The sequence below is a fragment of the Bradyrhizobium sp. C-145 genome (assembly GCF_023375135.1).
In the GTDB taxonomy this organism is placed as follows: domain Bacteria; phylum Pseudomonadota; class Alphaproteobacteria; order Rhizobiales; family Xanthobacteraceae; genus Bradyrhizobium; species Bradyrhizobium zhanjiangense.
Map to the genome: position 1 here is coordinate 5,543,850 of NZ_CP088150.1, position 24,801 is coordinate 5,568,650.

Annotated in this window: 24 protein-coding genes; 15 read left to right on the plus strand and 9 right to left on the minus strand. The window is 63.8% G+C overall.

Going from position 1 to position 24,801, the window contains the following annotated elements; all coding sequences use genetic code 11:
* Positions 1–552 precede the first annotated feature (552 nt).
* Positions 553–1,860 carry an adenylosuccinate lyase gene (gene purB / locus LRP30_RS26250; protein ID WP_128932919.1) on the plus strand — a complete coding sequence of 436 codons (1,308 nt, stop codon included), beginning with the start codon at positions 553–555 and terminating at the stop codon, positions 1,858–1,860.
* Between the two features lie 125 nt (positions 1,861–1,985).
* A complete protein-coding gene (locus LRP30_RS26255) occupies positions 1,986–3,155 on the plus strand; it encodes a M20 aminoacylase family protein (RefSeq protein ID WP_128932918.1) in 1,170 nt (389 codons plus the stop codon).
* A gap of 130 nt (positions 3,156–3,285) precedes the next feature.
* Here the strand turns inward: LRP30_RS26255 and LRP30_RS26260 are convergent, their stop codons facing one another.
* Together LRP30_RS26260 and LRP30_RS26265 are read right to left on the minus strand one after the other, a co-directional pair.
* Positions 3,286–5,064, minus strand: a complete 1,779-nt coding sequence (locus LRP30_RS26260) for a caspase family protein (protein WP_249756674.1) — start codon at positions 5,062–5,064, stop codon at positions 3,286–3,288.
* Positions 5,065–5,271: 207 nt separating this feature from the next.
* On the minus strand, positions 5,272–7,179 hold the full coding sequence (locus tag LRP30_RS26265; protein WP_128932917.1) for an acyl-CoA synthetase: 1,908 nt from the start codon (positions 7,177–7,179) through the stop codon (positions 5,272–5,274).
* 250 nt (positions 7,180–7,429) lie between these two features.
* Here LRP30_RS26265 and LRP30_RS26270 point away from each other — a divergent pair, with 250 nt between their 5' ends.
* From LRP30_RS26270 to LRP30_RS26310, 9 genes are all read left to right on the plus strand, one after another.
* On the plus strand, positions 7,430–8,503 hold the full coding sequence (locus LRP30_RS26270) for a preprotein translocase subunit SecD (RefSeq protein ID WP_249756675.1): 1,074 nt from the start codon (positions 7,430–7,432) through the stop codon (positions 8,501–8,503).
* A gap of 238 nt (positions 8,504–8,741) precedes the next feature.
* Positions 8,742–9,548 carry a cyclic nucleotide-binding domain-containing protein gene (locus LRP30_RS26275; RefSeq protein WP_164934486.1) on the plus strand — a complete coding sequence of 269 codons (807 nt, stop codon included), beginning with the start codon at positions 8,742–8,744 and terminating at the stop codon, positions 9,546–9,548.
* 186 nt (positions 9,549–9,734) lie between these two features.
* Positions 9,735–10,532: a glutamate racemase gene (gene murI / locus LRP30_RS26280; RefSeq protein WP_128932915.1), complete on the plus strand. Its 798-nt coding sequence runs from the start codon at positions 9,735–9,737 to the stop codon at positions 10,530–10,532.
* A 61-nt stretch (positions 10,533–10,593) separates the two neighbouring features.
* Positions 10,594–11,367 carry an aldolase/citrate lyase family protein gene (locus tag LRP30_RS26285; RefSeq protein ID WP_128932914.1) on the plus strand — a complete coding sequence of 258 codons (774 nt, stop codon included), beginning with the start codon at positions 10,594–10,596 and terminating at the stop codon, positions 11,365–11,367.
* Positions 11,368–11,674: 307 nt separating this feature from the next.
* Entirely contained in the window at positions 11,675–12,442 is a 768-nt protein-coding gene (locus LRP30_RS26290; RefSeq protein WP_128932913.1) for an acyltransferase, read from the plus strand.
* A gap of 198 nt (positions 12,443–12,640) precedes the next feature.
* On the plus strand, positions 12,641–13,258 hold the full coding sequence (gene rpsD, locus LRP30_RS26295; RefSeq protein ID WP_128932912.1) for a 30S ribosomal protein S4: 618 nt from the start codon (positions 12,641–12,643) through the stop codon (positions 13,256–13,258).
* A 114-nt stretch (positions 13,259–13,372) separates the two neighbouring features.
* Entirely contained in the window at positions 13,373–13,600 is a 228-nt protein-coding gene (locus LRP30_RS26300) for a hypothetical protein (RefSeq protein WP_128932911.1), read from the plus strand.
* On the plus strand, positions 13,597–13,881 hold the full coding sequence (locus LRP30_RS26305; RefSeq protein WP_245474148.1) for a type II toxin-antitoxin system RelE/ParE family toxin: 285 nt from the start codon (positions 13,597–13,599) through the stop codon (positions 13,879–13,881). The genes LRP30_RS26300 and LRP30_RS26305 overlap by 4 nt, the downstream gene beginning before the upstream one ends.
* A gap of 36 nt (positions 13,882–13,917) precedes the next feature.
* Complete coding sequence (locus tag LRP30_RS26310; RefSeq protein WP_128932909.1) at positions 13,918–14,985, plus strand: threonine aldolase family protein; 1,068 nt, start codon at positions 13,918–13,920, stop codon at positions 14,983–14,985.
* Positions 14,986–15,017: 32 nt separating this feature from the next.
* Here LRP30_RS26310 and LRP30_RS26315 read toward each other — a convergent pair whose 3' ends face one another.
* From LRP30_RS26315 to grxD, 4 genes are read right to left on the minus strand one after another with little or no spacing between them, the layout of a single operon-like run.
* On the minus strand, positions 15,018–16,277 hold the full coding sequence (locus tag LRP30_RS26315; protein ID WP_206734824.1) for a serine hydrolase domain-containing protein: 1,260 nt from the start codon (positions 16,275–16,277) through the stop codon (positions 15,018–15,020).
* 1 nt (position 16,278) lies between these two features.
* Positions 16,279–17,565: a serine hydrolase domain-containing protein gene (locus LRP30_RS26320; protein ID WP_164940185.1), complete on the minus strand. Its 1,287-nt coding sequence runs from the start codon at positions 17,563–17,565 to the stop codon at positions 16,279–16,281.
* 46 nt (positions 17,566–17,611) lie between these two features.
* Positions 17,612–18,163: an O-acetyl-ADP-ribose deacetylase gene (locus tag LRP30_RS26325; protein WP_128932906.1), complete on the minus strand. Its 552-nt coding sequence runs from the start codon at positions 18,161–18,163 to the stop codon at positions 17,612–17,614.
* Positions 18,164–18,166: 3 nt separating this feature from the next.
* Entirely contained in the window at positions 18,167–18,493 is a 327-nt protein-coding gene (grxD, locus tag LRP30_RS26330; protein WP_061883061.1) for a Grx4 family monothiol glutaredoxin, read from the minus strand.
* Positions 18,494–18,743: 250 nt separating this feature from the next.
* On the opposite strand from grxD, the gene egtB reads away from it, so the two are divergent.
* Positions 18,744–20,042 carry an ergothioneine biosynthesis protein EgtB gene (egtB, locus tag LRP30_RS26335; RefSeq protein WP_164940192.1) on the plus strand — a complete coding sequence of 433 codons (1,299 nt, stop codon included), beginning with the start codon at positions 18,744–18,746 and terminating at the stop codon, positions 20,040–20,042.
* A 48-nt stretch (positions 20,043–20,090) separates the two neighbouring features.
* Positions 20,091–21,062 carry an L-histidine N(alpha)-methyltransferase gene (egtD, locus tag LRP30_RS26340; protein WP_164940184.1) on the plus strand — a complete coding sequence of 324 codons (972 nt, stop codon included), beginning with the start codon at positions 20,091–20,093 and terminating at the stop codon, positions 21,060–21,062.
* Positions 21,063–21,072: 10 nt separating this feature from the next.
* Here egtD and LRP30_RS26345 read toward each other — a convergent pair whose 3' ends face one another.
* Together LRP30_RS26345 and LRP30_RS26350 are read right to left on the minus strand one after the other, a co-directional pair.
* Complete coding sequence (locus tag LRP30_RS26345) at positions 21,073–22,254, minus strand: low temperature requirement protein A (RefSeq protein WP_128932903.1); 1,182 nt, start codon at positions 22,252–22,254, stop codon at positions 21,073–21,075.
* Between the two features lie 39 nt (positions 22,255–22,293).
* Complete coding sequence (locus LRP30_RS26350; RefSeq protein ID WP_128932902.1) at positions 22,294–22,539, minus strand: BolA family transcriptional regulator; 246 nt, start codon at positions 22,537–22,539, stop codon at positions 22,294–22,296.
* Positions 22,540–22,713: 174 nt separating this feature from the next.
* Between LRP30_RS26350 and LRP30_RS26355 the strand changes: the two genes are divergently transcribed.
* Positions 22,714–23,073 carry a DUF427 domain-containing protein gene (locus tag LRP30_RS26355; protein ID WP_128932901.1) on the plus strand — a complete coding sequence of 120 codons (360 nt, stop codon included), beginning with the start codon at positions 22,714–22,716 and terminating at the stop codon, positions 23,071–23,073.
* A 106-nt stretch (positions 23,074–23,179) separates the two neighbouring features.
* On the opposite strand, the gene LRP30_RS26360 is transcribed toward LRP30_RS26355, so the two are convergent.
* On the minus strand, positions 23,180–23,353 hold the full coding sequence (locus LRP30_RS26360) for a DUF1328 domain-containing protein (RefSeq protein WP_007612121.1): 174 nt from the start codon (positions 23,351–23,353) through the stop codon (positions 23,180–23,182).
* A 176-nt stretch (positions 23,354–23,529) separates the two neighbouring features.
* Between LRP30_RS26360 and LRP30_RS26365 the strand changes: the two genes are divergently transcribed.
* Positions 23,530–24,720, plus strand: a complete 1,191-nt coding sequence (locus LRP30_RS26365) for an acyltransferase (RefSeq protein ID WP_128932900.1) — start codon at positions 23,530–23,532, stop codon at positions 24,718–24,720.
* The last annotated feature ends 81 nt before the right edge of the window (positions 24,721–24,801 follow it).

Genomic DNA, 24,801 nt, shown 5'->3' on the forward strand with positions numbered 1-24,801 from the left:
TTCCCGTTCAGGGTTCAGTTACCCGGCAGTAGGACCGCTTCCGAAGCGCCCTGGCCGGTCGTTCGGAAAGCCTATGCCTTAATGAGGCAGTTTTGCAGCCTGCGCCGCGATCTGGCGCGCCACCAGCAAATTGAGCCAATGCCCAATCACGCCGGTGAAATTGAGGATTTCGGTCGTCATTGTCTTAAGTCTCCATTCGTCCGCGGTCCCCGTTCTTCAATCCGCCTCCGATCCGAGCTTGTTTCGGATGTCGGGCTCCCCGGGGCTTGTCGCGGGACGCCCAATCGGAGCGTCCGGTTACGGATATACACGTCTCGCTGACAGATTTCAATATCTGTCAGTCAATGATCCGTGATTGACAGCCAATTTTTGCTCCGGCGCAGGCTCGCCCCGCCCGACCGGTGGATAGTTGCCCTCGTACCCCGCTCCCTGAGCCCGATCGTTTGTTTCGCCCTTCCCGCTCTGCTAAATCGCGGCGTAAAAAGCATTTTGGCCGGAGCCCACGCCCCTAGCATCCCCAGGGGCGTCCCGCCCACCTCTTGGAGCCGTCAGATGATCCCCCGCTATACCCGCCCGGAAATGGCCTCGATCTGGGAGCCGCAGACCCGGTTCAAGATCTGGTTCGAGATCGAGGCGCATGCGGCGGACGCGCTCGCCGAGCTTGGCACCATCCCCAAGGAGGCCGCCAAGACCGTCTGGGCCAAGGCCAAGGACGCCACGTTCGACGTCGCCCGCATCGACGAGATCGAGCGCGAGACCAAGCACGACGTCATCGCCTTCCTCACCCACCTCGCCGAGATCGTCGGCCCCGAGGCACGTTTCGTGCACCAGGGCATGACCTCCTCCGACGTGCTCGACACCTGCCTCAACGTCCAACTCACCCGCGCCGCCGACCTGCTGCTCGCCGACCTCGACAAGGTGCTGGCCGCCCTGAAGAAGCGCGCCTTCGAGCACAAGATGACGCCAACCATCGGCCGCAGCCACGGCATCCATGCCGAGCCCGTCACCTTCGGCCTCAAGCTCGCCTATGCCTATGCCGAATTCTCGCGCGCCAAGGAGCGTCTGATTGCGGCGCGCAAGGAGGTCGCGACCTGCGCCATCTCCGGCGCCGTCGGCACATTCGCGCAGATCGACCCGCGCGTCGAAGCGCACGTCGCCAAGGCCATGGGCCTCGTGCCGGAGCCGATCTCGACGCAGGTGATCCCGCGCGATCGCCACGCGATGTATTTCTCGACACTTGGCGTGATCGCCTCCTCGATCGAACGCATCGCGGTGGAGATCCGCCACATGCAGCGCACCGAGGTGCTGGAGGCCGAAGAATTCTTTTCGGAGGGACAGAAGGGCTCTTCGGCGATGCCGCACAAGCGCAATCCGGTGCTCTCGGAAAACCTCACCGGTCTCTCCCGCATGGTGCGGGCCTATGTGACGCCGGCGCTGGAGAACGTCGTGCTCTGGCACGAACGCGACATCTCGCACTCTTCCGCCGAGCGCATGATGGGCCCGGACGCGACGGTGACCCTCGACTTCGCGCTGGTGCGCCTCGCCGGCCTGATCGACAAGCTGCTGGTGTACCCCGCCAACATGCAGAAGAACCTCGACCGCCTCGGCGGCCTCGTGCACTCCCAGCGCGTGCTGCTGGCTTTGACGCAGAAGGGCGCCAGTCGCGAGGACGCCTACAAGCTCGTGCAGCGCAACGCGATGCCGGTCTGGCGCGGCGAAGGCGATTTCCTTCAGCTCCTGAAGAAGGACACTGAGGTGAAGAAATATCTCAGCGATGCCGAGATCGAGGAGCAGTTCGACCTCGGCTATCACCTCAAGCACGTCGATACGATCTTCAAGCGCGTGTTCGGCGAAGCGTAGGATCGTAGGGTGGGTTAGCTTTGCGGCCTGCGCGAAGCGCAGTCCGCTGGGCGTAACCCACCTCTTTCGCGTCCGCGGAGCTAACCCACCCTCGAACTACGAACGACAACAAGAACGGATCCTCCATGCCCATCGTCAATCGCGTTGCCGCCCTGTCCGACGAAATGGCCGCCTGGCGCCATGACTTCCACGAGAACCCCGAGCTGCTCTACGAAGTCCACCGCACCGCCGGCATCGTCGCCGACAAGCTGCGCGAGTTCGGCTGTGACGAGGTGGTGACGGGCATCGGCCGCACCGGCGTGGTCGGCGTGATCCGCGGCCGCAAGTCCGCCTCCGGCAAGACCATTGGCCTCCGCGCCGATATGGACGCGCTGCCGATCATGGAGACGTCAGGCGTACCTTACACCTCAAAAGTGCCCGGCAAGATGCACGCCTGCGGCCATGACGGTCACACCGCGATGCTGCTCGGCGCGGCCAAATATCTCGCCGAGACGCGCAATTTCGACGGTACGGCGATCATGATCTTCCAGCCCGCCGAGGAAGGCGGCGGCGGTGGCAAGGCCATGGTCGAGGACGGGCTGATGACGCGCTGGAACATCCAGGAGGTCTACGGCATGCACAACATGCCGGGCCTGCCCGAAGGCCATTTCGCAACCACTCCCGGCGCGATGCTCGCCTCCTCCGACAACATCCAGATCATCGTTAATGGCAAGGGCGGCCATGCCGGCGCCGGCCCGCACAAATCGGTCGATAGCGTCCTGATCGGATCGCAAATCGTCAATGCGCTTCAGTCGATCGTCTCGCGCAATGTCGACCCGCTCAAATCGGCCGTTATCTCGATCACCCAGTTCCACGCCGGCACCGCCTTCAACATCATCCCTGAAGTCGCCGAGCTCGCCGGCACCGTGCGCACGCTCGATCCTGAAGTCCGCGATCTCGTCGAGCGCCGCATAGGCGAGGTCGCCGACAGCGTCGCGCGCGCCTATGGCGGCTCGGCCGAGACCAAGTACACGCGGATGTATCCCGTGACGATGAACCATGCGCGCGAGGCCGGCCTTGCCGCCGACGTCGCCCGCGACATCGTCGGCACTGATCGCGTCAACGACAAGTTCGTTCCGATGATGGGCGCCGAGGATTTCTCCTTCATGCTCGAAGCGCGTCCCGGCGCCATGGTGCTGGTCGGCATGGGTGACGGCAACGAGTGCCACCACCCGGCCTATGTCTTCAACGACAACATCCTCGGCCACGGCGCCTCGTTCTGGGTGCGCCTGATCGAGACGCGGATGCCGGCGTAGCTGACCAAAGCTTGTGGCCCGGGTGAGCGGAAGCGACACCCGGGACAAGTCTCGTCAGATTGCGGCACTGCCCCGGATGTCGCTGCGCTCATCCGGGCTACAATGCCCGACATCGTGAACCGCACGGCGCTTAATTGCAGACTTCCTTGGTTCCGACCGTGGACGTCCCATAGCCGGTGCCCGCACCTATCGCACCCGAATGCTGAACAAGCCGGCATCCGCGCCCTACCGGGCGGCAGCCGGCATTGTTGCAGACCATCTGCCCACTCGCCTCCGGCTTGGACGGCGCAGCTTCGGTTGCCTTCCGATCTGCGTCCCGCTTCCGCGAATCCTCGCGCGTCGCGACCGGCTTCTTCTCCTGGATCTTCTCGCATTCATTGTCGTCGCTGACGCGGTAGCCAGGGCGACAGACAATCTTCGTGCAGGCATCGCCGTCGGCCCTGAAGCCATGGTCGCAGACCAGCGGGCAAATGCGTCCCGACTTGGTCTTCAGGGCATCGAGCACATCAGTATTCGCAAGCTTCGCGTCGAATTTCGTGCCGGCGTATCTGTTGAACAGTGACAGCGACCGTTGCGCGGTTTCGCTCCACTCGCCGGTCGGCTCAGCCTTCATGCAACCAACGCGTCGCAGCTCGAGCTGGACTGATTTAGCAAGATCGCCAGGTTGCGGGGCGGACGGGGGCGACAGCGCAGCGACCTTCTTGCTCTCGGCGTCGGCCGCCTGCTTGTCTGCGGCCTGCTTCGCCGCGGCCTCGGCCGCCGCCATTTCCATGGCCTGTTTCTCGGCCAGCGCCTTCGCGGCCGCCGCCTCCGCCGCCTTCTCGCGTTCGGCCGCTTCAGCCTTCGCCTGCTCGATCTGCTTTTGCTTCTCCGCGGCGATGCGCGCATCTTCAGCGGCTTTGGCGGCCGCGGCGACCTTCTCCTGCTCGGCCTTCTGGGCGCGCTCGGCAACGAGCCTTGCCTTTTCCTGCTCGGCCGCCCGGGCCTTTTGTTCGGCTGCAGCACGCGTCTCTTCGGCGCCGATCTTGTTCAGCTGGCCCTTGGCGAGGTTGGCATAGAAGCCATCGGGATATTGCGCCAGAAACGCTTCCCAGCCGTCGCGTGTCGCGAGCTGGAGCGCGAGCTCGTAATCCCTGCGAATGGCCTCCTGCGGGTTGGCTTGGGGACCGGTTGCCGCAGGTCTCACGACGAGGGGCACGTCGTCGCCGCCGAGCGAGCCGTAGACATAGGGCTCCTGCTTGTAGCCGGTCGCCTTCAGCACGTCGTCGCGGACGAAGCCGAAGGCCTTGCGCAGATCGAGTCCCGGCTTCGGCAGGTGCTCGACCAGTGCCGTGGCGAACGGGCTGTTTCTGGCATCGCCGTCCGATGCGGTCGACCCAGCCTTGGCCGCGAAGGCAATCATCGTGTTCGGGCTGGTCGGCTCGACCTTGGCCAGGCCGCGTCCGATCGCGCGCGAGGCCAGCGTGCGCTTCATCGTCTTCGCGAATGGATTGTCGCGACAGGCGTCGAGAATGATCAGGCGCAGCTGCTTGGCCGGCTCGACCGCGAACAGCGCACGCTCGACCGGAATGGTCTCGTCGAGAACGTCGCCGTCCGTCTCCAGCGTGGCATCGGTCGGAATGAGATAGTTGTTGCCGTCGAGCTCGATGCCGTGACCGGCGTAATAGATCACCGCCATGTCCGCGTCGCGCGACCTGCCGGCGAATTCGCGCAGCATGCGCCGCATCTCGCTGGCGCTGAGATCCAGCCTGACGTCCACGGAATCGAAGCCGGCCTTCTTGAACATGCCGCCGACCAGGGTGGCATCGTTGACGGGATTGCCGAGCTTCGGCGCGCTCTTGTAGGCGGAATTGCCGATCACGAGCGCCACCCGCCGGTCGGCATGCGCCGATCCGCAGGTAAGGCCCATCGCAACTATCAACAAAGCAAATAGCCGAAACGGAATCACTTGCGTCCCCCCGGATGCAATTCCACGAGACTATTCGGAAGCATCGCTGATTGCTAATTCTTCCTATGTGATGCCCATCACATAAGACGCCCTGATGGGGGATATGGATAATGCGGCGCAGCGTCGCCCTGCTTTCGGACTGACGCCGAAGCCGTCTATCGGGGTCCGCTACATGTGCACCACCTCGTGGCGCATCACGAACGGTGCAAGCAGCGCATGCACCTCGTTCGCGACCACCTCGCGCTGATCCGGTGGCAGGCCCGCAAGCGTCACGGTGGCGATCGAGCCGTGGCTGCCATGCGCGCCGACCTTCACCTTGCAATCGATGCCGCGCGCGACGATCGGCGCCAGCACCTTAGTGAACACGCGCTCCGCCGCGTCCCAACGCAACTGCGGCTTGAACACCTTGCCGACGCCCGTCACCGGCATCGGATTGATCGGAATCACCTGCACCGGCACGGCGGCGCGCTCCGGCGTGCGCTCGCGCACCCACGTTTCGAGCTCGCCCGGCTCGACGCTCGCGCCCGGCTTCAACTGCACATAGCCCACCGGCAGTTCGCCAGCATAGGCGTCGGGCTGGCCGACCACCGCGGCGAAGCCGACGGCGGGATGTCTGAACATGATCTCCTCGATCGGCGCCGGATCGATGTTGTGGCCGCCGCGGATCACGAGGTCCTTGGCGCGGCCGGTGATCCAGAGATAGCCGTCGGCATCGAGCCGGCCGAGATCGCCAGAATTGACCCAGACCTCGTCGACGAAGGCGCCCTTGTTGTGCTCGTCGTTGAGATAGCCGCCGAACACGCCCGGCCCGGCCATGATGACGACACCGATCTCGTCGGGCGCACAGTCGCGGATCAGGCGGCCATTGGCATCGAGTTGCACGATGCGCACGCGCGCGTAAGGCATGGGAAGGCCGACCGAGCCGAGCCGGATCGGCCGCGACGGATAGGCCAGGGTGTGCACGCTCGAGGTCTCGGTCATGCCGTAGACCTCGATCACCGGCAGCTTGAGCTTGTCCTGGATCGCCGAGCCCACGGCGACGGGAATCGCCGAGCCGCCGCCGGCGGCATATTTCAAGCTGGAGATGTCGGCGTTGCCTGGCGGTACCGCCAGCGTAGCGGCGAGCACCGTCGGCACGCTCGACAGCGCGTCGGGCCTGTAGCGTTCGACCAGCTGCCAGATGTTCTTCACCGCATTCGGATTGCGCCAGCCGCTCGGCGACAGCACGACCAGCGAGCCGCCGCTCGACAGCGTCAGCAGCACTTGCGTCAACGATCCGCCGACGTGAAACAGCGGCATGCCGAACAGCAGATTGGAGCCAGGCTTCGCCTTCAGCAGCAGATTGAGCGCCCAGGCCTGATAGACCTGGTTGGCATGGGTGTGCCGCACCAGCTTCGGCGTGCCGGTGGTGCCGCCGGTGTGGAAATAGGCGGCGATGTCGGCACCCGAAATCTTGCGCCCGCTGACAAGCCGGTCCGACGGCTGCTGCTTGATCAGGTCGCCGAAGGCGAAGATGCCGTTGGCGGGATCGCCGCCGCCGAACACCTGCACGATGGCCTTGAGATGCTTCAGTTGCGGGCGGATCTGCTCGACCTTCTGCCAGATGTCGGTGCCGGGCATCGGCCCGAGCGCCACCAGGATTTTCGTGTTCGCGGCCTCCAAGATCTCCGCGATCTGGTGCGGCTCGAGCAGCGGGTTGACGGGATTGGCGATGCCCGCGGCTTCGGCGCCGAACAGCGTCACGAAGGCATCCGGCACGAGCGGCAGCATGAAGCTGATGACGTCGCCCTTCTCCGCTCCCAACGCGTGAAACATGTTGGCGGCCTGCGTGACGCGCGCGATGAAATCGCGATACGTGACCACGACCGGCGTGTCGGCGGGATCGGCGTTTTGCAGAAACTGGATCGCCGCGCCGTCGGGGTTGCGCGCTGCACCCAGCCTGATCGCGTCATAGGTGCTCTCGGCCGCGACGCGATCGGCATAAGGAATCTGCTCGAAGGCCCGGACGTCGGCGTCCGTCAAGAAATCCGGATAGTCGTTGCCGATGAGCCGATCGAGCGCATGGATGCCCGCCATGGAATTTCGTCCTCCCTCAGATGCATGTCCCCGCCCCCTGTCTTTTGACATTTTGGTTCGGCGAGGCCTCGACCGATTTGCCGGTCGAGCGGGAACACAATGATGGATGATTTGGCGTTCGTCCATCGCCTACCGGCCGCGGCGCTCCGCCTCAATCCAGACCGAAATTGAACCTCCACACCCGATCCGGGGACCAAGAAACTGGCGCCGGCCTCCCCGCCAGCGTCCTGCCGCAAGACTTGAGGTGATCATGCCTACGCATCTGCGGAACCGCATCACAAGCCTGCTCGTCGGACTCGCCATGGCGATCGTGCTGCCTCGCGTGGCGTTGGCCGACACTCAATTCGACAAGATGCGCACCAAGGTCGCGGCTTTCGTCGCCGACAAGATGGAGAAGCTGGGCGGATCCCGCATCATCTACAAGGTGGACACCGATGGCTTACGGGAGGCGGTCGTCACGGATCTGCGCGACGACGCCTACAAGATTCTGCGCGAGGGGCGGATCGCCTTCTCCGGACTTGCGATCAGCGACGGCGGCGTCGAAGTGAAGATTGCGGACGCCAAAGGTCGCGAACAGCTCACACGCAAGCTGGCCTCGGCGGCGGAGGGATTGCCCACGCACGCGCTCACCGCGACCGACGCCGGCGACGGACTGATCAGGCTTGCGCCGACCGACGCCGCATCCGCCGCACGGCTGCACGATCTCGTCGAAGATTCCATCGCTATGATCGAGCAGCGCCTTAAGGACGCCGGCATCACACTCGTCAGCGTCCAGCCCGAGGGAACGGACCGCATCCGCATCTTCCTGCCGGGCGCGATGGAGCCCGAGCGCATCACCACAATCTTCGCCAAGAAGGTGCGGGTCAGCTTCCGCCTGATCGATCTCTCGATGCCGCCGGAGCAGGCGCGATCCGTCACGCCGCCCACTGGCACGGAAGTCCTGCTCGGCTTCAAGGACAGGCTTTCTTATCTCGTTGCCAAGGACAGCGCGCTCGACGGCGACGACATCGGCTATGCGGGATCCGGATTTACGAGCGACACGAACGAGCCGATCGCCTCGTTCCGCTTCAACGGCCGCGGCACGCGGCGCTTCGCCCGCATCACCGCAGAGAACATCGGAAAGCCCTTTGCCATTGTGCTCGACGACAAGGTGATCGCCGCTCCCGTGATCCGCGAGCCCATCACCGGCGGCTCAGGCCAGATCTCCGGCAACTTCACCCTGGAAGAGGCCAACAGCGTCGCCATGCTGCTGCGCGCAGGCTCGCTGCCCGGACGTCTTGGCCTCGTCGAGCAGCAGGTCGTGCAACCCGCCGCCAAGCCCTAAGGCGGAGATCGGGCGGCCCCCGCGGCGTCGGGCCCATCCGCGACGCTGAAGTCGCCCCGAATCACGGCCGCGTTGCGGGCCGACGCACAACCAAAGGGGCAATTGCCGAAACGCCCGATCAAGCTAAAATTTGCCTCTTGCGGCATGATGGCCAAAGGCTTCATTTCAGGCGGCCGTCATTCGATTTCGGCTATACGAATACCGAGCAGGACTGAAGGCCTTACGCGGGGTTAGTACCATGCCGTCCGGCAGCGCAGACGTTTCCTCGATCCTCGACCGCATTCTCGATGCGGCAACGGACAACCTCAGGATCGCGAAGATCCTGGTCCAGATGGGCCTCGATCCAAACAACGTCACCTACGACGCGATCTTCAACCGGCTGCTGGAGATCTTCGTCCACAACATCACGTTGGCCAATCTGTTCGCCGCGGTCGGCGCCGTCTTCTTCGTCGCCACCCTCTTGATGCGGACGATGGTGCCGCTGCGCGTCGCCAACATGATCGGCTGCGCGTTGTTCGCCGTTTTCGGCGCGCTCTCCGCCAACGTCTCGACGTTCCTCCTGTATCTTCTGTTGCTGCCGATCAACGCCCTGCGGCTGCGGCAGATGCTCAAGCTGGTCAAGAAGGCGCGCCATGCGGCCGAAGGCGACATGTCGATCGAATGGCTCAAGCCGTTCATGACCGAGCGCAAATATCGCCATGGCGACACGCTGTTCAGGCTGGGCGACCCCGCCAATGAGATGCTCCTCACGGTCACCGGAAAATTCCTGGTCAAGGAGATCAATGTCGAGATCGGGCCGGGAACTCTCATGGGAGAGCTCGGCTTTCTCACGCCGGACAACCGGCGCACCGGAACGATCGAGTGCATCGAAGACGGACAGGTGCTGACGATCACCTATGACCGGCTGCTCGAGATTTATTTCCAGGATCCGCAGTTCGGTTATTACTTCCTGGTGCTGACCAGCCAGCGCCTCTTGCAAAACATCGATCGCCTGCAGAAGCAGCTCGCCACGGAGCGGGCGGCCGCCACGAACAGGATCGCGTGACCGCCCCGCCTCCACGCCGCAACGCCAAAGGCGTTGCGGCCAGTCTAGGACACGATGGCTCCGCGCAATTTTGCGGATATGTCCCGTCCGCAGCGCATTCGACCCTTCCAGATTGGCGCTGGGGCGGTCCCGCCGCAAAACCGCCCTAAAAACCGAATGGTAACCATGGCGCCTTAAGGTAATGACGTGACCAACTCCCCGACCATCCTGGTGTTCGATTCCGGCCTTGGCGGACTCACGGTGCTCCGTGAGGTCGTCGCCGCACGCCCGGACGCGCATTACGTCTATGTCGCCGACGACGCCTTCTTCCCCTACGGCCACCATGGCGAGGACGAGATCATCGCCCGCGTGGTGCCGTTGATGGGTGAATTGATCGGTACGCATGATCCCGACCTCATCGTCATCGCCTGCAACACGGCATCCACCCTGGTCCTGTCTCACTTGCGCGCCGCCTATTCCGTACCCTTCGTCGGCACGGTGCCGGCGATCAAGCCGGCCTGCGCGCAGTCGAAGACCCGCCGCGTCTCGGTGCTCGGCACCAAGGGCACAGTAAAGCGGGAATATACCAAAGCTCTGATCCGCGACTTCGCGCAGGGATGCGAGGTGACTCTGGTCGGCTCACCCGAGCTTGCCTCGCTGGCTGAAGCCGAGCTCAGCGGCGCTGCGATCAGCGACGAGGCCATCCTCGCCGAACTCGCACCCTGTTTCGTCGGCGACGCCGGGGATGCGACATCGCGCACCGACACGGTGGTGCTCGCCTGCACGCATTATCCGCTTCTGCTCGAACGGCTGAAACGGCTGGCGCCCTGGCCGGTCGAGTGGATCGACCCCGCGCCCGCGATCGCCCGCCGCGTCTCGGATCTGCTTGGCCCGCGGATCGGCGGCATTGCGCAGTCAGGCGCCGAGATGATCTTCACCTCGAACCGCGTGCATGGCCTTTCGGCGATGCTTACACCGTTCTTCGGCGGCCGCGCCCTGGCCTGACTTTGCGCGGCAACGGCGCGCTGCTAGGCTTTGCCGTCGTCACCTTGCCGCAGGCCTTCCCATGTCGGTCCCCTCCACACCACTCAACCGTCTCCGCCGGCTCTGGCGCGAGGGGCGCCCCGCCTTCGGCGCGATCGCGACGATCCCGAGCGTGCAGATGGTGCAGATCATGGCGCGCTCGCTCGACTGGATCATCGTCGATCTCGAACATGGGCCGATTGGATTGACCGAAGCACATGCGATGATCGCCGCGACCACGGGCACGCCATGCACGCCACTGGTTCGGATCGCCGCGAACGAGCCATGGCTTGCGAAAGCACCGATGGACATCGGTGCCTTCGGCATCAATTTCCCGATGATCACCAACCGCGACGACGCCGAGAAAGCGGTGCGCAGCGTGCGCTATCCGCCGCGCGGCGATCGGCTCTGGGGTCCCTTCCACGCGCCGTTCCGCTGGGGCCAGTCGATGCCGGACTACATGGCCAGCGCCGACGACGAGATGATCTGCATGATCACCATCGAGCATGTCGACGCCGTCAATCGCATCGACGAGATCATGGCGACACCGGGCATCGACGTCGCAGTGATCGGCCCCGGCGATCTCGCCACCTCCATCAACAAGCGTGGTCAGATGGACGATCCGGAGCTGCTTGAGCTGGTCGCCCGCGCGGAAGCCGGCATCCTCAGAAGCGGCGTGCCGATCGGGGGCGTGGCGCGCACCGCCGACCAGGCCAACGCCCTGATCGACCGTGGCTACCGGGCGATCGCGCTCGGCTTCGACTGGTCGCTGTTCCAGCGTGGCATCATGGCGGCGTTCGAAGGGACCAGGCGCTGAACAAGCCGATCTCGGCCTTGCCGGGAACCGGGGCGCTGCTAGGGGAGTCGGCGGCCCACAAGCATCTGAAGGCCGGCGATTCCTACCGGGTCCCGGCAGATGCCCGTGCACGACGCCAAAACATATAGCAGCAAGCCTCTGAAAATACTAGTAATTTACGTTTTCAACAAAGCCAATCCGCTGGCCTCGCCGGCGCCCCTCATGCGACGAACCGACCGAGCCCAAGCGGGTTGGTTCGTGCTAGATCACGCGGCGAGCGGATGACCCGCTCGCTGCACATATTTTAATCTGCGGGAACCGGAGACCAATGCGCGGGACGCCCAAGACCATCTCGCTGCGACGCCGCCTGATTTGCGACCTCATGCGCGCCTCGATGGGCGTGCCCTTCGTCTCGCTCTCCCGTTCGCTTGATATTCGCCCCCTGCTCGAATCCCGCGCCGGCGCGATGGCGCCTGCCGGCTGGGCGGCGATGTTCGTCAAGGCCTTTGCCCTGGTCGCCAAAGACGAGCCGATCCTGCGGACCGTCTATGCCAAATGGCCCTGGCCGTCGCTCTATGAGCTGCCGAAGAGCGTGGCGCTGGTCGCCATCGCCCGGGTAGAACGGGGCGAGGAATGCGTGATGCCGCAGCGGATTTCGGCCCCGGAAGCCCTGCCATTGGGCCAGATCGACGCCGAGATCCGGCGCGCCAAGACGGCGCCGGTCGAGGACGTCCCGATGTTCCGCAAGATCATGCGGGCGACCCGCCTGCCCCTGCCGCTGCGGCGCCTGTCCTGGGCGGTGGGGCTGAATTTCGGCCGGCAGCGCGGCAACTGGTTCGGCAGCTTCGCGGTAAGCTCGGTGGCCGCCTATGGCGGCGGCGAGCTCCACCCCATCACGCCGGGCCCCTTCGTCATCAGCTATGGGGTGGTCGAGGCGGACCAGACCATCCATGTCGTGATCCGCTGGGACCACCGGGTGACGGATGCCGCCCCGATCGCCCGGGTCCTGACCCGGCTGGAACAGGTCCTCAACACTGAAATCGCTGCCGAATTGCGGGCAGCCGGCGCCAAGCCCATCCGGGCAGTAAGGACCTGATTCCGGGGGCATTCGCATTGACAGCGAACCCCAAACTCCCCTAAAAGCCGCCTGCTCGCGGGCCGATTTCGGCCCGCGAAGCGTTTCGCGACCCGTGGTCCTGTCCTTAAGCTTTGGGGATCGGACCTGTCGGTGCCGGGCCTAGCCCGTCACACAGGAGGGCGCGTTTCCTCAAACCATGCAACCGAAGAGGACGCGATGACTAAGCGTAGTGAGGCGAAGTACAAGATCGATCGCCGTATGGGCCAGAACATCTGGGGCCGCCCGAAGAGCCCCGTGAACCGCAGGGAATACGGCCCCGGCCAGCACGGCCAGCGCCGCAAGGGCAAGCTCTCCGATTTCGGCGTGCAGCTGCGCGCCAAGCAGAAGCTGAAGGGCTATTACGCCAACATCAGCGAGCGTCAGTTCCACGGCATCTATGTCGAGGCGAGCCGCCTCAAGGGTGACACCGGCGAGAACCTGATCGGCCTGCTCGAGCGCCGTCTCGACGCGGTCGTGTACCGCGCCAAGTTCGTCTCCACCATCTTCGCCGCGCGTCAGTTCATCAACCACGGCCACGTCAAGGTCAACGGCCGCAAGGTCAACATCTCGAGCTACCAGCTCAAGGTCGGCGACGTGATCGAGGTCAAGGAAGCCTCCAAGCAACTCGCTCACGTGCTCGAAGCCAGCCAGCTCCCCGAGCGCGATGTTCCCGACTATCTCGAAGTCGACCATGGCAAGATGATTGCGAAGTATGCGCGCATCCCCGGCCTCTCCGACGTGCCGTTCCCGGTGCAGATGGAGCCGCATCTGGTCGTCGAATTCTATTCGCGCTGATCGTTTCGGCAGATCGACGTTCAAAGGCCCCGGTTTCCGGGGCCTTTTTCGTTTCAGGCCGCCACTCCCCTGTCTCATCCTATCCGTGCTATGCTTGCACTAACGGAGTTGATCATGACGCGTCTTCTGGAAGAGGCCTTTAGCAAGGTTTCCGGCCTGCCCGATTCAGAGCAGGATGAGTTGGCGCGAGCGCTGCTTGAACTCGCCGGAGTCGATCAGCCTCCGATCCAGCTGACGGCGGCGGAAGAGGCGGATCTCGCCGAGGCCGAAGCTGAAATCGCCCGCGGTGAGCTGGCTAGCGCCGATGAAGTTCGCGTGATGTGGGCCAAGCACGGGCTGTGAAGGTCCGTTACACGAAGCGAGCGCTTGCCCAGATCGACGTGGCCCTGACCTATATCGAAGCGCGCTCGCCCCAGGGAGCAGGCCGCGTCCGCGACCGCATTGTCGCGCTTATCGCGCTGCTTCAGGACCATCCTTATGCAGGGCGCCAGACCACTCGTGCATCCGTCCGTCGCGTGCCGGTCAACCCTTATCCTTATCTGATCGATTATCGTGTGACCGAGACAGAAATCGTTATTATGCGGTTTCGTCACGCCGCCCGGCGTCCATCTAGAACTCGCTAACCGCGAGCGAATGCCAATCCCTCAGGGAGCAAGTTGATGCTCTACACCCCTCCCCCCGTCGATCCCAAGGCGCCGCCGGTGCGCATCAATCTGCTCTCGGACACGCAGACGAAGCCAACCGCTGCGATGCGCGAGGCGATGGCGCGGGCGGAGGTCGGCGACGAGCAGGTCGGCGACGATCCGACGGTGAACGCGCTGTGCGAGCGCGTGGCCGATCTGCTCGGCAAGGAAGCCGCGGTGTACATGCCCTCTGGCACGATGTGCAACGTCACCGCGACGCTGGTGCATTGCCGTCCCGGCGACGAGATCCTCGCCCACGAGACCGCGCACATCATCGCCCGCGAAGGCGGCGCGCATGCGGCGATCGGCGGCTTCCAGGTCACGCAGCTGAAGGGCGCCGACGGCCAGTTCACGCCCGACACATTGCGCAGGGCGCTGCATCCGCGCACGCGCTACCAGCCGCCGCAAACCGTCGTCAGCGTCGAGCAGACCGCCAATATCGGCGGCGGCACGATCTGGAAGAAGGCGGCGCTGGACGAGATCGTCGCGATCGCGAAGCAGCATGGCCTCATCACCCACATGGACGGCGCGCGCCTACTCAACGCCACCGTGGCGAGCGGAATCTCGCCGCGCGACATGACCGCTGGATGGGATTCGGCCTGGATCGACTTCTCCAAGGGCCTCGGGGCGCCGATCGGCGGCGTGCTTGCGGGCTCACGCGCCTTCATCGACGCGGTGTGGCAATGGAAGCAGCGCCTCGGCGGCTCGATGCGGCAGGCCGGAATCTGCGCCGCGGCCTGCATCTACGCCCTCGACCATCACGTCGAGCGCCTTGCCGACGACCACGCCAATGCGCGCGCGCTCGCCCGCGGGCTGTCGCAGATTTCTGGCATCGAGGTGCAGGAGCCCGAGACCAATCTGGTATTCTTCAAGCCCGACGGCGCCGGCATTCCCGGCGACAAGATGGTCGCAGCGCTACGCCAGCGCGGCGTGACGCTTGCGATGATGGACGGCCGCATCCGCGCCTGCACCCATCTCGACGTCAATGCGAGCCAGATCGAGGAGACGATCGGATACGTGCGCGAGATCGTGCGCGGAGCGTAAGTCAGGTAGCCCGAGGGGCGTAATGGTCGAGCTCACCGCCCCATCGCCTGATAGATCAGCGTCTTCAGCGCCAGCTGGATCCGGCCGCGCTGTGAGGGGGTCTGCACCATGAAGATCCCGAACAGATCGTCTTCGGGATCGATGAAGAAGAAGGTGCCGCCGACGCCGTCCCAGCGATACTCGCCAAGCGGCCACGCCGTACCCGGCGGCACCGCGGTGCGTACGGCAAAGCCGAGGCCGAAGCCGGAGCTGTCGCCCGGATAATAGTTCTGGTCGCGCGCGATCTTCGTCTCAGGTCCGATATGATCGGACGCCATCAGCGCGATGGTCTCGGGCTTGAGATAACGCCGTCCCTCGTAGATGCCGCCATTCAGCAGCATCTGCGCGAAACGGGCGTAGTCGCCGATCGTGCCGACCATGCCGCCGCCGCCCGATTCCCACTTCGACGGCCGCCTGATGTCGCGAACCGGCGTGGTCGGGTTGATGTTGCGGTCCTCCGGCATCGGCTCGGCAACGCGCGGAAATTTGGCGGGATCGGCGACGAAGAACGCGGTCTCGGTCATGCCGAGCGGATCGAGCAGCCGCTCCTTCTCGAACTGGAGCAGCGTCTTGCCGGAAGCGACCTCGACGACGCGGCCGAGCACGTCGGTGGAAAAGCCGTAATCCCACGCGGTGCCCGGCTGCTCGACCAGCGGCAGCGTGGTGATCTTCGCGACGAAGTCGGCATTGCTGAGATTGCTTTGGAACAGATTGGCCTCGGCATAGAGCTCGCGCACCATGCCGCCACCATGATAGCCATAAGGCAGACCCGAGGTGTGGCGCAGCAGATCCTTGATCGTGACGGGACGATTCTGCGCTTCCAGCACCAGCGCGACCTTGCCGTCCTCGGCCTTCGTCTCGACGCCGACCTTCATCTTGGCGAAGGCCGGAATGTATTTCGAGACGGGATCGTCGAGCGAAAGCTTGCCCTCCTCGACCAGCATCATCGCCATGACCGAGGTGATCGGCTTCGACATCGAATAGAGGCGGAAGATCGTGTCCGCGCTCATCGAGATCTCGGTCGCGACGTCACGGACGCCGAAATTCTCGTAATAAACTGGCTTGCCGTGCTGCTGGAGCAGCAGGATGGCGCCGGGAATCTTACCGGTGGCGATCTCGTTCCGGATGTAGTCGGAGACCTTTGCGAGGCCTTCAGGCGAGAATTTGTGCGCAGCGCGCTCGGAGCCCGCACGCGCACCGACCACGCCAAACAGAACAACGAGCGCCGCGATCAGCGCGCGGCGCCCGCGCACATCACTTCTCCATGGCTTCATAGACCAACTGCTTCAATGTCCGTTGCACCCGCTGGCGCTCGGTAGGAGTCTGCTCCAGGAGGACGAAGAACATGTCCTGCTTGGGGTCGATCACGAAATAGCAGCCGGAGGCACCGTCCCACTTCAATTCGCCGAGATCGCCGGGTGGCGGCGGCTTGGCATTGCCGGGATCGGTGCGGACTGCGAGGCCGAGGCCGAAGCCAAAACCGTCACCGGGGAAGTAGAAATAGTCGCGGTCGACGCCCGATTTCGGGCCGACCTGATCGGTCACCATCAGCTTGAATGTCTCGGGCTTGAGGATGGTCTTGCCGTTGAGGCTGCCGCCGTTGAGGAGCATCTGCGCAAAGCGCTCATAGTCGGCCATGGTCGTCACCATGCCGCCGCTGGCGAATTGGATTTTCTTGACGGTGGTCGGATCGTTGATTCGGCCGACCCGGAAATCGCTGTCGTTCGGCACCGGCTGCGCCAGGAGCTTCTGCTTCTCGGGTGCCGTAACGAAGAAGCCGGTATCGACCATGCCGAGCGGGTCGAGCAGCTTTTCCCGCATGATGTCGATCAGCGGCTTGCCGGCCGCAATCTCCATCACACGCGCCAGCACGTCGGTGGAATGGCCATATTGCCAAAGCGCACCCGGCTGATTGTGCAGCGGCAGTTTTGCGATCCGCTCGGCGAACTCTGCAAGGTCGAAATCGCCGGCATAGATATTGGCCTCGCGATAGGCTTTGCGCACCAGGCTGTCGCCATAGAACCCATAGGTGATACCAGAGGTGTGACGCATCAGGTCGAGCACGGTCATCGGCCGGTTGGGCGGCACCAGTTCGAGCGACTTGGTGCCGTCCTCCGCCTTCTTCTCGACGCCGACCTTCACATTGGCGAAGGACGGGATGTATTTCGAGACGGGATCATCTAACTTGACCTTGCCATCCTCGATCAATCGCATCGCGACCACGGAGGTGATCGCCTTGGTCATCGAGAACAGGCGGAAGATCGTCTTGTCGGTGATGGGCGCCTTGCTGACCACGTCCTGCACGCCGAAGGCTTCGTGGTAGACCGGCTTGCCGTGCTGCTTGATCAGCACGGTGGCGCCGGCGATCTTGCCGGTGGCGACCTCGTTCTTGAAGAACTCGCTGACCTTCGCGAGCTTGTCCTGGTTGAAATGCGCGCCGGCCGGAATCTCGTAGGTGCCCTCCGCATGCGCGGACGACATCGCGCCAAGCGACACCAGCGCGCCGCAGACCAGCGCGCGCAGTCCAGATTGTGAAATCATACCCCCTCCCCGGAACATGGTCCGGCGGAGTGTACTGACCGCGTCGTCACGCACAAGGGCTGCCGTACCGCGCCAACACGTCCATGTGAAGGGCGGCGCTTCGCTCCGAGAAACAACAGAATATGACACGGCTGACCGAGGGCGCGGCCGGCAACGTGTCGATGGTCGTATGAACCGCAATCTTCGCGGCCTGCCCGGCCGGGAAACGATAAACGCCAGTGGAGATCGCGGAGAAGGCCAGCGAGTTCAGCCCATTGGCCTGACAGAGCTCGAGCGCGCGACGATAGCACGAGCGCAGCGCCTTCGCCTCGCCGTGGCTGCCGCCATGCCAGACGGGGCCGACAGCATGGATCACATGGCGCGCAGACAGAAGATAGCCCTTGGTGATCTTGGCATCGCCGGTCGGGCATCCTCCGAGCGTCCGGCACTCGGCGAGAAGCTCGGGACCGGCAGCGTCGTGGATCGCCCCATCGACGCCGCCTCCGCCAAGGAGAGACGAATTTGCGGCGTTGACGATGGCGTCAACGCCGAGCGTGGTGATGTCGGCAACGATGACCTCGAGCTCGGCGCCACTGACACGGCGCGTCAGCTGGGTCATGCATCAAGCCGCGACGACGACGCCCTTCTCGGAGAAGAGCTGCTGCAATTCGCCGGCCTGGAACATCTCGCGGACGATGTCGCAGCCGCCGACGAACTCGCCCTTCACATAGAGCTGCGGGATGGTCGGCCAGTTCGAATATTCCTTGATGCCGTTGCGCAGCTCGGCGGATTCGAGGACGTTGAGGCCCTTATAGCCGACGCCGATATGGTCGAGGATCTGGACGACCTGGCCGGAGAACCCGCACTGCGGAAATTGCGGCGTGCCCTTCATGAACAGAACGACGTCGTTCGACTTCACTTCGTTGGCGATGAATTCCTCGATGCTCATTTCCATGTCCTTCCGGGGCGGAGCCCCCACCAATTGTCTCGGGCCGGCTCAGCCGATCTAACCCGACATCTGCCCATATATGTAGCCCAAACCGTTGTGCATCCAAAGTAAAATGGCGGCGAAGGGCCCTCGTCCTGGACTTGGGCGGCCGGTCAGAGCCCCGCCGGTCCATAGGCTGATGACATCAATATCATCGCCGGAGAGGACTTTCATACCGTAACGGAGCCCCTATCTAGGACGAACCTTGGTTTTGGAACCGGGTAGCGCCAACAACGTTCTCTTGTCCTGTCTGGAGAAAAACGTGACGAAACAAGCCTCCGCTACGGCCCCCGCTCCGCTTTCGTCACCGTCCTCCGACCCGGGCAAGCTCGCCCAGCGGCTGGGAGACGCGTTTCTCACCGTCCGCAACGAGACCGAACGCCGGGCGGCGCCACTCTCACCCGAGGACCAGCAGATCCAGTCCATGCCGGATGCGAGCCCGATCAAATGGCACCGGGCGCATACCACCTGGTTCTGGGAGCAATTCCTGCTCGGCGAACATTGCCCTGATTACCGGCCCTTCCACCCCGATTTCGCATTCCTGTTCAATTCCTATTACGTCAGCGCCGGCCCGCGTCATGCTCGGCATCGCCGCGGCGACATCACCCGTCCCAGCGCCGACCAGGTCGGCGCCTATCGCAGATATGTCGATGCGGCCGTCGTCAAATTCTTCCGCGAAGCCAGCGCGGCCAAGCTGCGCGAGATCGCGCCGCTGGTCGAGGTCGGGCTCAATCACGAGCAGCAGCATCAGGAATTGATGTTCACCGACATCCTGCACGCCTTCGCGCAGAATCCGGTTTCCCCGACCTATGATCCGGACTGGCGCTTCCCGGCCGCGACCCGTGCCGGCGAGGATTGGCTGTCTCTGAACGAAGGCATCCACACCGTTGGCCATGTCGACGACAGCTTCCATTTCGACAACGAGAAGCCGGCGCATCGCGCCCTCGTTGGCCCGGTCAAGATCGCCCGCCATCTCGTCACCAACGGTGAATGGCTCGCCTTCATGCGCGACGGCGGCTACCGGACCGCAACGCTGTGGCTGATGGACGGCTTTGCCACGGTGAGCAACGAGGGCTGGGAGGCTCCGGGCCACTGGCGCGAGGTCGATGGCGCGTGGCACGTGATGACGCTTGCCGGCCTCAAGCCGATCGATCCGAACGCGCCGGTCTGCCACGTCAGCTATTACGAGGCGGACGCGTTCGCCCGCTGGACTGGAAAACACCTGCCGACCGAGATGGAATGGGAGGTCGCCGCGCGCGCCGGCCAGCTCAACGATGCCTTCGGCATCGTCTGGCAATGGACCCGCTCTTCGTACGCGCCCTACCCCGGCTACCGCGCCGTTGAAGGCACGCTCGGCGAATACAACGGCAAATTCATGGTCAACCAGCTGGTGCTGCGCGGCTCCTCGCTTGCAACCCCTGAAGGCCACAGCCGTATCACCTATCGCAACTTCTTCTACCCGCACCACCGCTGGCAGTTCACGGGGCTGCGGCTCGCCGACTACGACTAAAAATTCCGACGACAAATGCGCGCCGGACAGCGCGTTCAGGAGAGTATCATGAATGTGCACGCCAGCGCTTTGGCCGAAGCCCATCTCCCCGACGAGCAGACGACTGCCTTCGCCCGCGAGGCGATCGAGGACCTCTCGCAGCAGCCGAAAAAGCTGTCGCCGAAATATTTCTATGATGCGACGGGGTCAGAGCTGTTCGAGGCGATCACGCGCCTGCCGGAATATTACCCGACGCGCACTGAGCTTGCGATCCTGAGGGAGCGCGGCAGCGACATCGCGAAGATTATCCCGGAGCATGCGGCGCTGGTCGAGTTCGGCGCCGGCGCGACGACGAAGGTCCGCCTGCTGCTGGGCCATTGCAAGTTCGCGGCCTATGTGCCCGTCGACATCTCCGGCGACTTCCTGAAGGCGCAGGCAAACGGCCTGAAGCGGGATTTTCCCGCGCTCGGCATCTATCCGGTCGCCGCCGACTTCACCACGCCGTTCGAGCTGCCCAGGGCGGTCGCATCCATGCCCAAGGTCGGCTTCTTCCCGGGCTCGACCATCGGCAATTTCGAGCCGCAGGAAGCGCAAGCCTTTTTGAAGAGCGCCCGCAAGATCCTCGGTAAGGGCGCGCAGATGATCATCGGCGCCGATCTCGAGAAGGATGAGCGGGTACTGCACGACGCCTACAACGATGCCGCCGGCGTCACCGCGCGCTTCAACCTCAATGTGCTGGTGCGCATCAACCGCGAGCTCGGCGGCAATTTCGACCTCTCCGCCTTCACCCATCGTGCGATCTACAACCGCGAGCGGCACCGGATCGAGATGCACCTGATCAGCAAGAAGAGCCAGACCGTGCGTCTGCTCGGCACGACCTTCTCGTTCCGCCCCGGCGAGAGCATCCACACCGAGAACAGCTACAAATACAGTATCGAGCGTTTCGCATCACTGGCACAGGGCGCGGGCTGGCGTGTGCGCGAAAGCTGGACAGACGCGGCCAAGATGTTCTCCGTGCACGCGCTGGAGGTGGCCGAGTAGGCCTCCGCGCCTACTCCTCGGTTGCCGCTCCCAGCGACACCGACTCCCACACCGCCACGACGATCATGATCACGGTCGTTGCGACCGAAAGCCAGAGCGGCGATAGCTCCGACGCGAACCAGCTCAGCACCAGCAGCAGGATGATGCCGATGCCGTGCGAGAGCTGGAGGAAGCCGCGGATCGCGTGCTTGAACAGGATGGCGCCGACCAGGAACACCAAGGGACCACCGATCGTGCTCACGATGGTCCGCAGGTCGGAATGGCCGGTGGGATGCTTCAGCACCAGTTCGTCCGAGACCGCGGTCAGGATGATGCCGGCGACGATCGGCATGTGCAGATAGGTGTAGGCGAGCCGCGCCAGCCGGCCGGACTCGGTGGACTTCGAGATCCGCTCGGAGCCGGCCTCCGCGCCCTTGTGGAAATAGACCCACCACATCGCGATGGCGCCGACCAGCGCCGAGACGAAGGCGAGGATGTTGTCCGCGCTCCACGTCAGCTCGGCAAAAGTGGCGCCGTTGACGACGATGGCCTCGCCGAGCGCGATGATGACGAACAGAGAGCAGCGCTCGGCCATGTGCGCGCCTTCGACGGCCCAGGCCTCGACCGACGAGAAGCCCAGCTTCGGAACCCAGAAGCGCGCCGCCGGGGAGATGTACTCCCAGGTCACCGCCGCGATCCACAGCCATAGCCGCGTATCACCCTCGGAGAGGCCGCCTGCGATCCACAGCACCGCGGAGATCGAGAGCCAGGTCAGGATGCGAATCGCGTTGTGCCGCACCGCGGTGCGGTGATGCGGGGTCGCGAACAGCCAGAACGCGGTACGCCCCACCTGCATGGTCGCATAGGCGATCGCAAACCACAGACCCCTCCCCTCGAAGGCGGTCGGAATCGTGGTCGACAGCACAAGGCCGCCGAGCATCATCGCAAACAGCAGGATGCGGACCGGCGTCAGCTCGGGATTGAGCCAGTTGGTGACCCAGGCGGTGTAGACCCACACCCACCATACCGCGAGAAACAGCACCGCGACATGCACCGCGCCGAGCGGCGTAAAATGGTGCAGCAGCGTGTGCGAAACTTGTGTGACGGCAAAGACGAAGACGAGGTCGAAGAACAGCTCGGCATTGGTGACACGGCTGTGCTGGTTCGGACCGATGACGCGAAACATCGCGCCGCGCGGATTCTCCGCAGCCATCTTCGTGCCCCGTCGCGCTTGGATCAGGTGCCCGTCAGATCAAGTGCCCGGCCCGCCGGGTACCCCGGTTTGCAGCGCCAGCGCATGCAGCACGCCGCCCATCTGGCCGCGCAGGGACTGATAGACGATCTGGTGCTGCTGGACGCGGGATTTGCCGCGGAAGGATTCCGAGATCACGGTCGCAGCATAGTGGTCGCCATCGCCGGCGAGGTCTCGGATGGTCACTTCGGCATCGGGGATTGCTGCCTTGATCATCGCCTCGATATCGTGGGCGTCCATGGGCATTCTGGTCTCGCTCCTTCTGGTCTCGAATCGCTTGCCGGGGTCCCCTCACCGGCACGGCCAAACTTAGCGTGAACGGCCTTCACCGTCACGCACTCAGGCACTATATCCCTGATCCCGACAGGAAGGCACGACAAAGTGCCGCGCGCGGCAGGTTGATCGAAAAGGCGTGACATCATGAAGCTTCCAGGGCCCGACCATCCCATCACCATCACCCAAAATCCCCGGCGCGTCCGCGTCACGGCCGGCGACATCGTGATCGCCGAGACCAGCAAAGCGCTGACCTTGAAGGAGGCCAAATATCCGGCGGTGCAATATGTGCCACGGGAGGACACCAACATGGCCCTGCTCGAGCGCACCGACCGCGTCACCCATTGTCCGTACAAGGGCGATGCGAACTATTACAGCGTCAAAACCGACGGCAAGACGCTGGACAACGCGATCTGGACCTACGAGACGCCCTTCCCCGCGATGACGGAGATTTCCGGCCATCTGGCCTTCTATCCGGACAAGGTGAAGATCGAGGAAGTGGGGTAGTTTTGGATGCCGTCATTCCGGGGCGGTCCGCAGGACCGAACCCTGGTGCGCAGTTGCGCACCTGAGAATCTCGAGATTCCGGGTCTGGTGCTGACACGAACCTAAGCTAAGCCCTGAAGATCGTGAGCCCCAGGATCAGCAGCACCAGGAAGATCACGACGAAGACGTAGAACAGGAAGCGGGCGATATCGGCGGAGGCGGCCGAAATGCCGGTGAAGCCGAGCACACCGGCCACGATCGAAACGAGTAAGAAGATCAGCGCCCACTTCAGGATCGTCATCGCCAGCTCCGAATTGGTGCCGCCCCTCGCGGCCTCACGCTCTTTTCGCGAACCCTAACTTCGTTACGCGGAACTGGTTCCTAAGGGGTCCGGGGACTGAAGAGCGACCCAAACGGCCCTTGCTGAATCAGGTTCCCGGCGGCACAGTCCAGCCGGGGCGGGAGCGCGGGGCAATCATGATGACGATGTCACATTCGGCGACGATCGGCGCAGAGGCACATGCCGCACCCAAGGCCAAGACGCGCAATTTGTCGCTCGATCGTGCCCGTACCTTCCTGACGCTGGTGGTGCTGCTGCACCATGCCGTCATCCCCTATACTTACTTCGGTCATACCGACCCGAAATTCTTCTTCGGCTTCGACATGATCGTGCTCGCCACCGACAGCTTCTTCATGGCGATGTTCTTCTTCCTGTCGGGCTTGTTTGCGTGGTCGGGCATCGCCCGCAAGGGACCGCTGAACTATTTGGCCGATCGCCTGCTTCGGCTTGGCCTGCCGTTCGTGATCTGCGCATTCACGATCATTCCGCTCGCCTATTACGCCATCTCGCTCAGACACCATCCCGAGATCGGCTTTTCGGAATATTGGTGGAATATGATCACGAAGGGCCCGTGGCCGAGCGGGCCGATCTGGTTCCTTTGGGTCCTGCTCGGATTCGACGTGGTCGCCTGCATATTGCATCGGCTGTCACCCACCCTGCTCGATCCGATCAACCGCCTCTCGCTGCACGGTCGCCGTCGGCCCGCCGTGTTCTTCGCGGTCATGCTTGCCGTCACCGCAGCGTTCTATGTTCCCGGGCTGATGTATTATGGTCCAGGCAACTGGTTCGAGTTCGGGCCGTTCTCGGTGCAGCACGGGCGTGTGATGCTCTATGCGAGCTACTTCTTTTTCGGTGCCGGCATTGGCGTCGCGAATATGGATCGCGGCCTGCTCGCGGCAGACGGCCGGATGGCGAAGGTCAGCTGGGACTGGATGGTCTTGACGATCATTCCGTATTGCCTGCTCTGGGGGCTGATCTTCATCAAGCGCGAAATACTGGGAAATCCGTCGCCGCTGCCGAACTGGTATGAGGGGCTCTATGCCATCTGCTTCGCTGTCTTCAGCGTGGCTATCATGTTTTTAATCCTGGCCTTTTTCCAGAGGTTCAGACAATCAGGCTCAGCAAAGCTACTCGATCCGATGCAGTCGGACGCCTACGGCATGTTTTTGGTGCACTACCCGATCGCGCTTTGGCTGCAATACTGGCTGTTTGATTATGAGCTGCCAGCGATCGTCAAGGCGACGATCGGGTTCGTGCTGACAGTCGCGTTCAGTTGGGCGCTAACGCGCGCCTTGCGCCAGATCCCCGGGGCAACGAAGGTGCTGTGACCCAGTAGCCCGGATGGAGCGCACGCTCCATCCGGGCTACGGGACTTATCGTGAGGCCAAGGTCTCTCAACTCGTCATTGC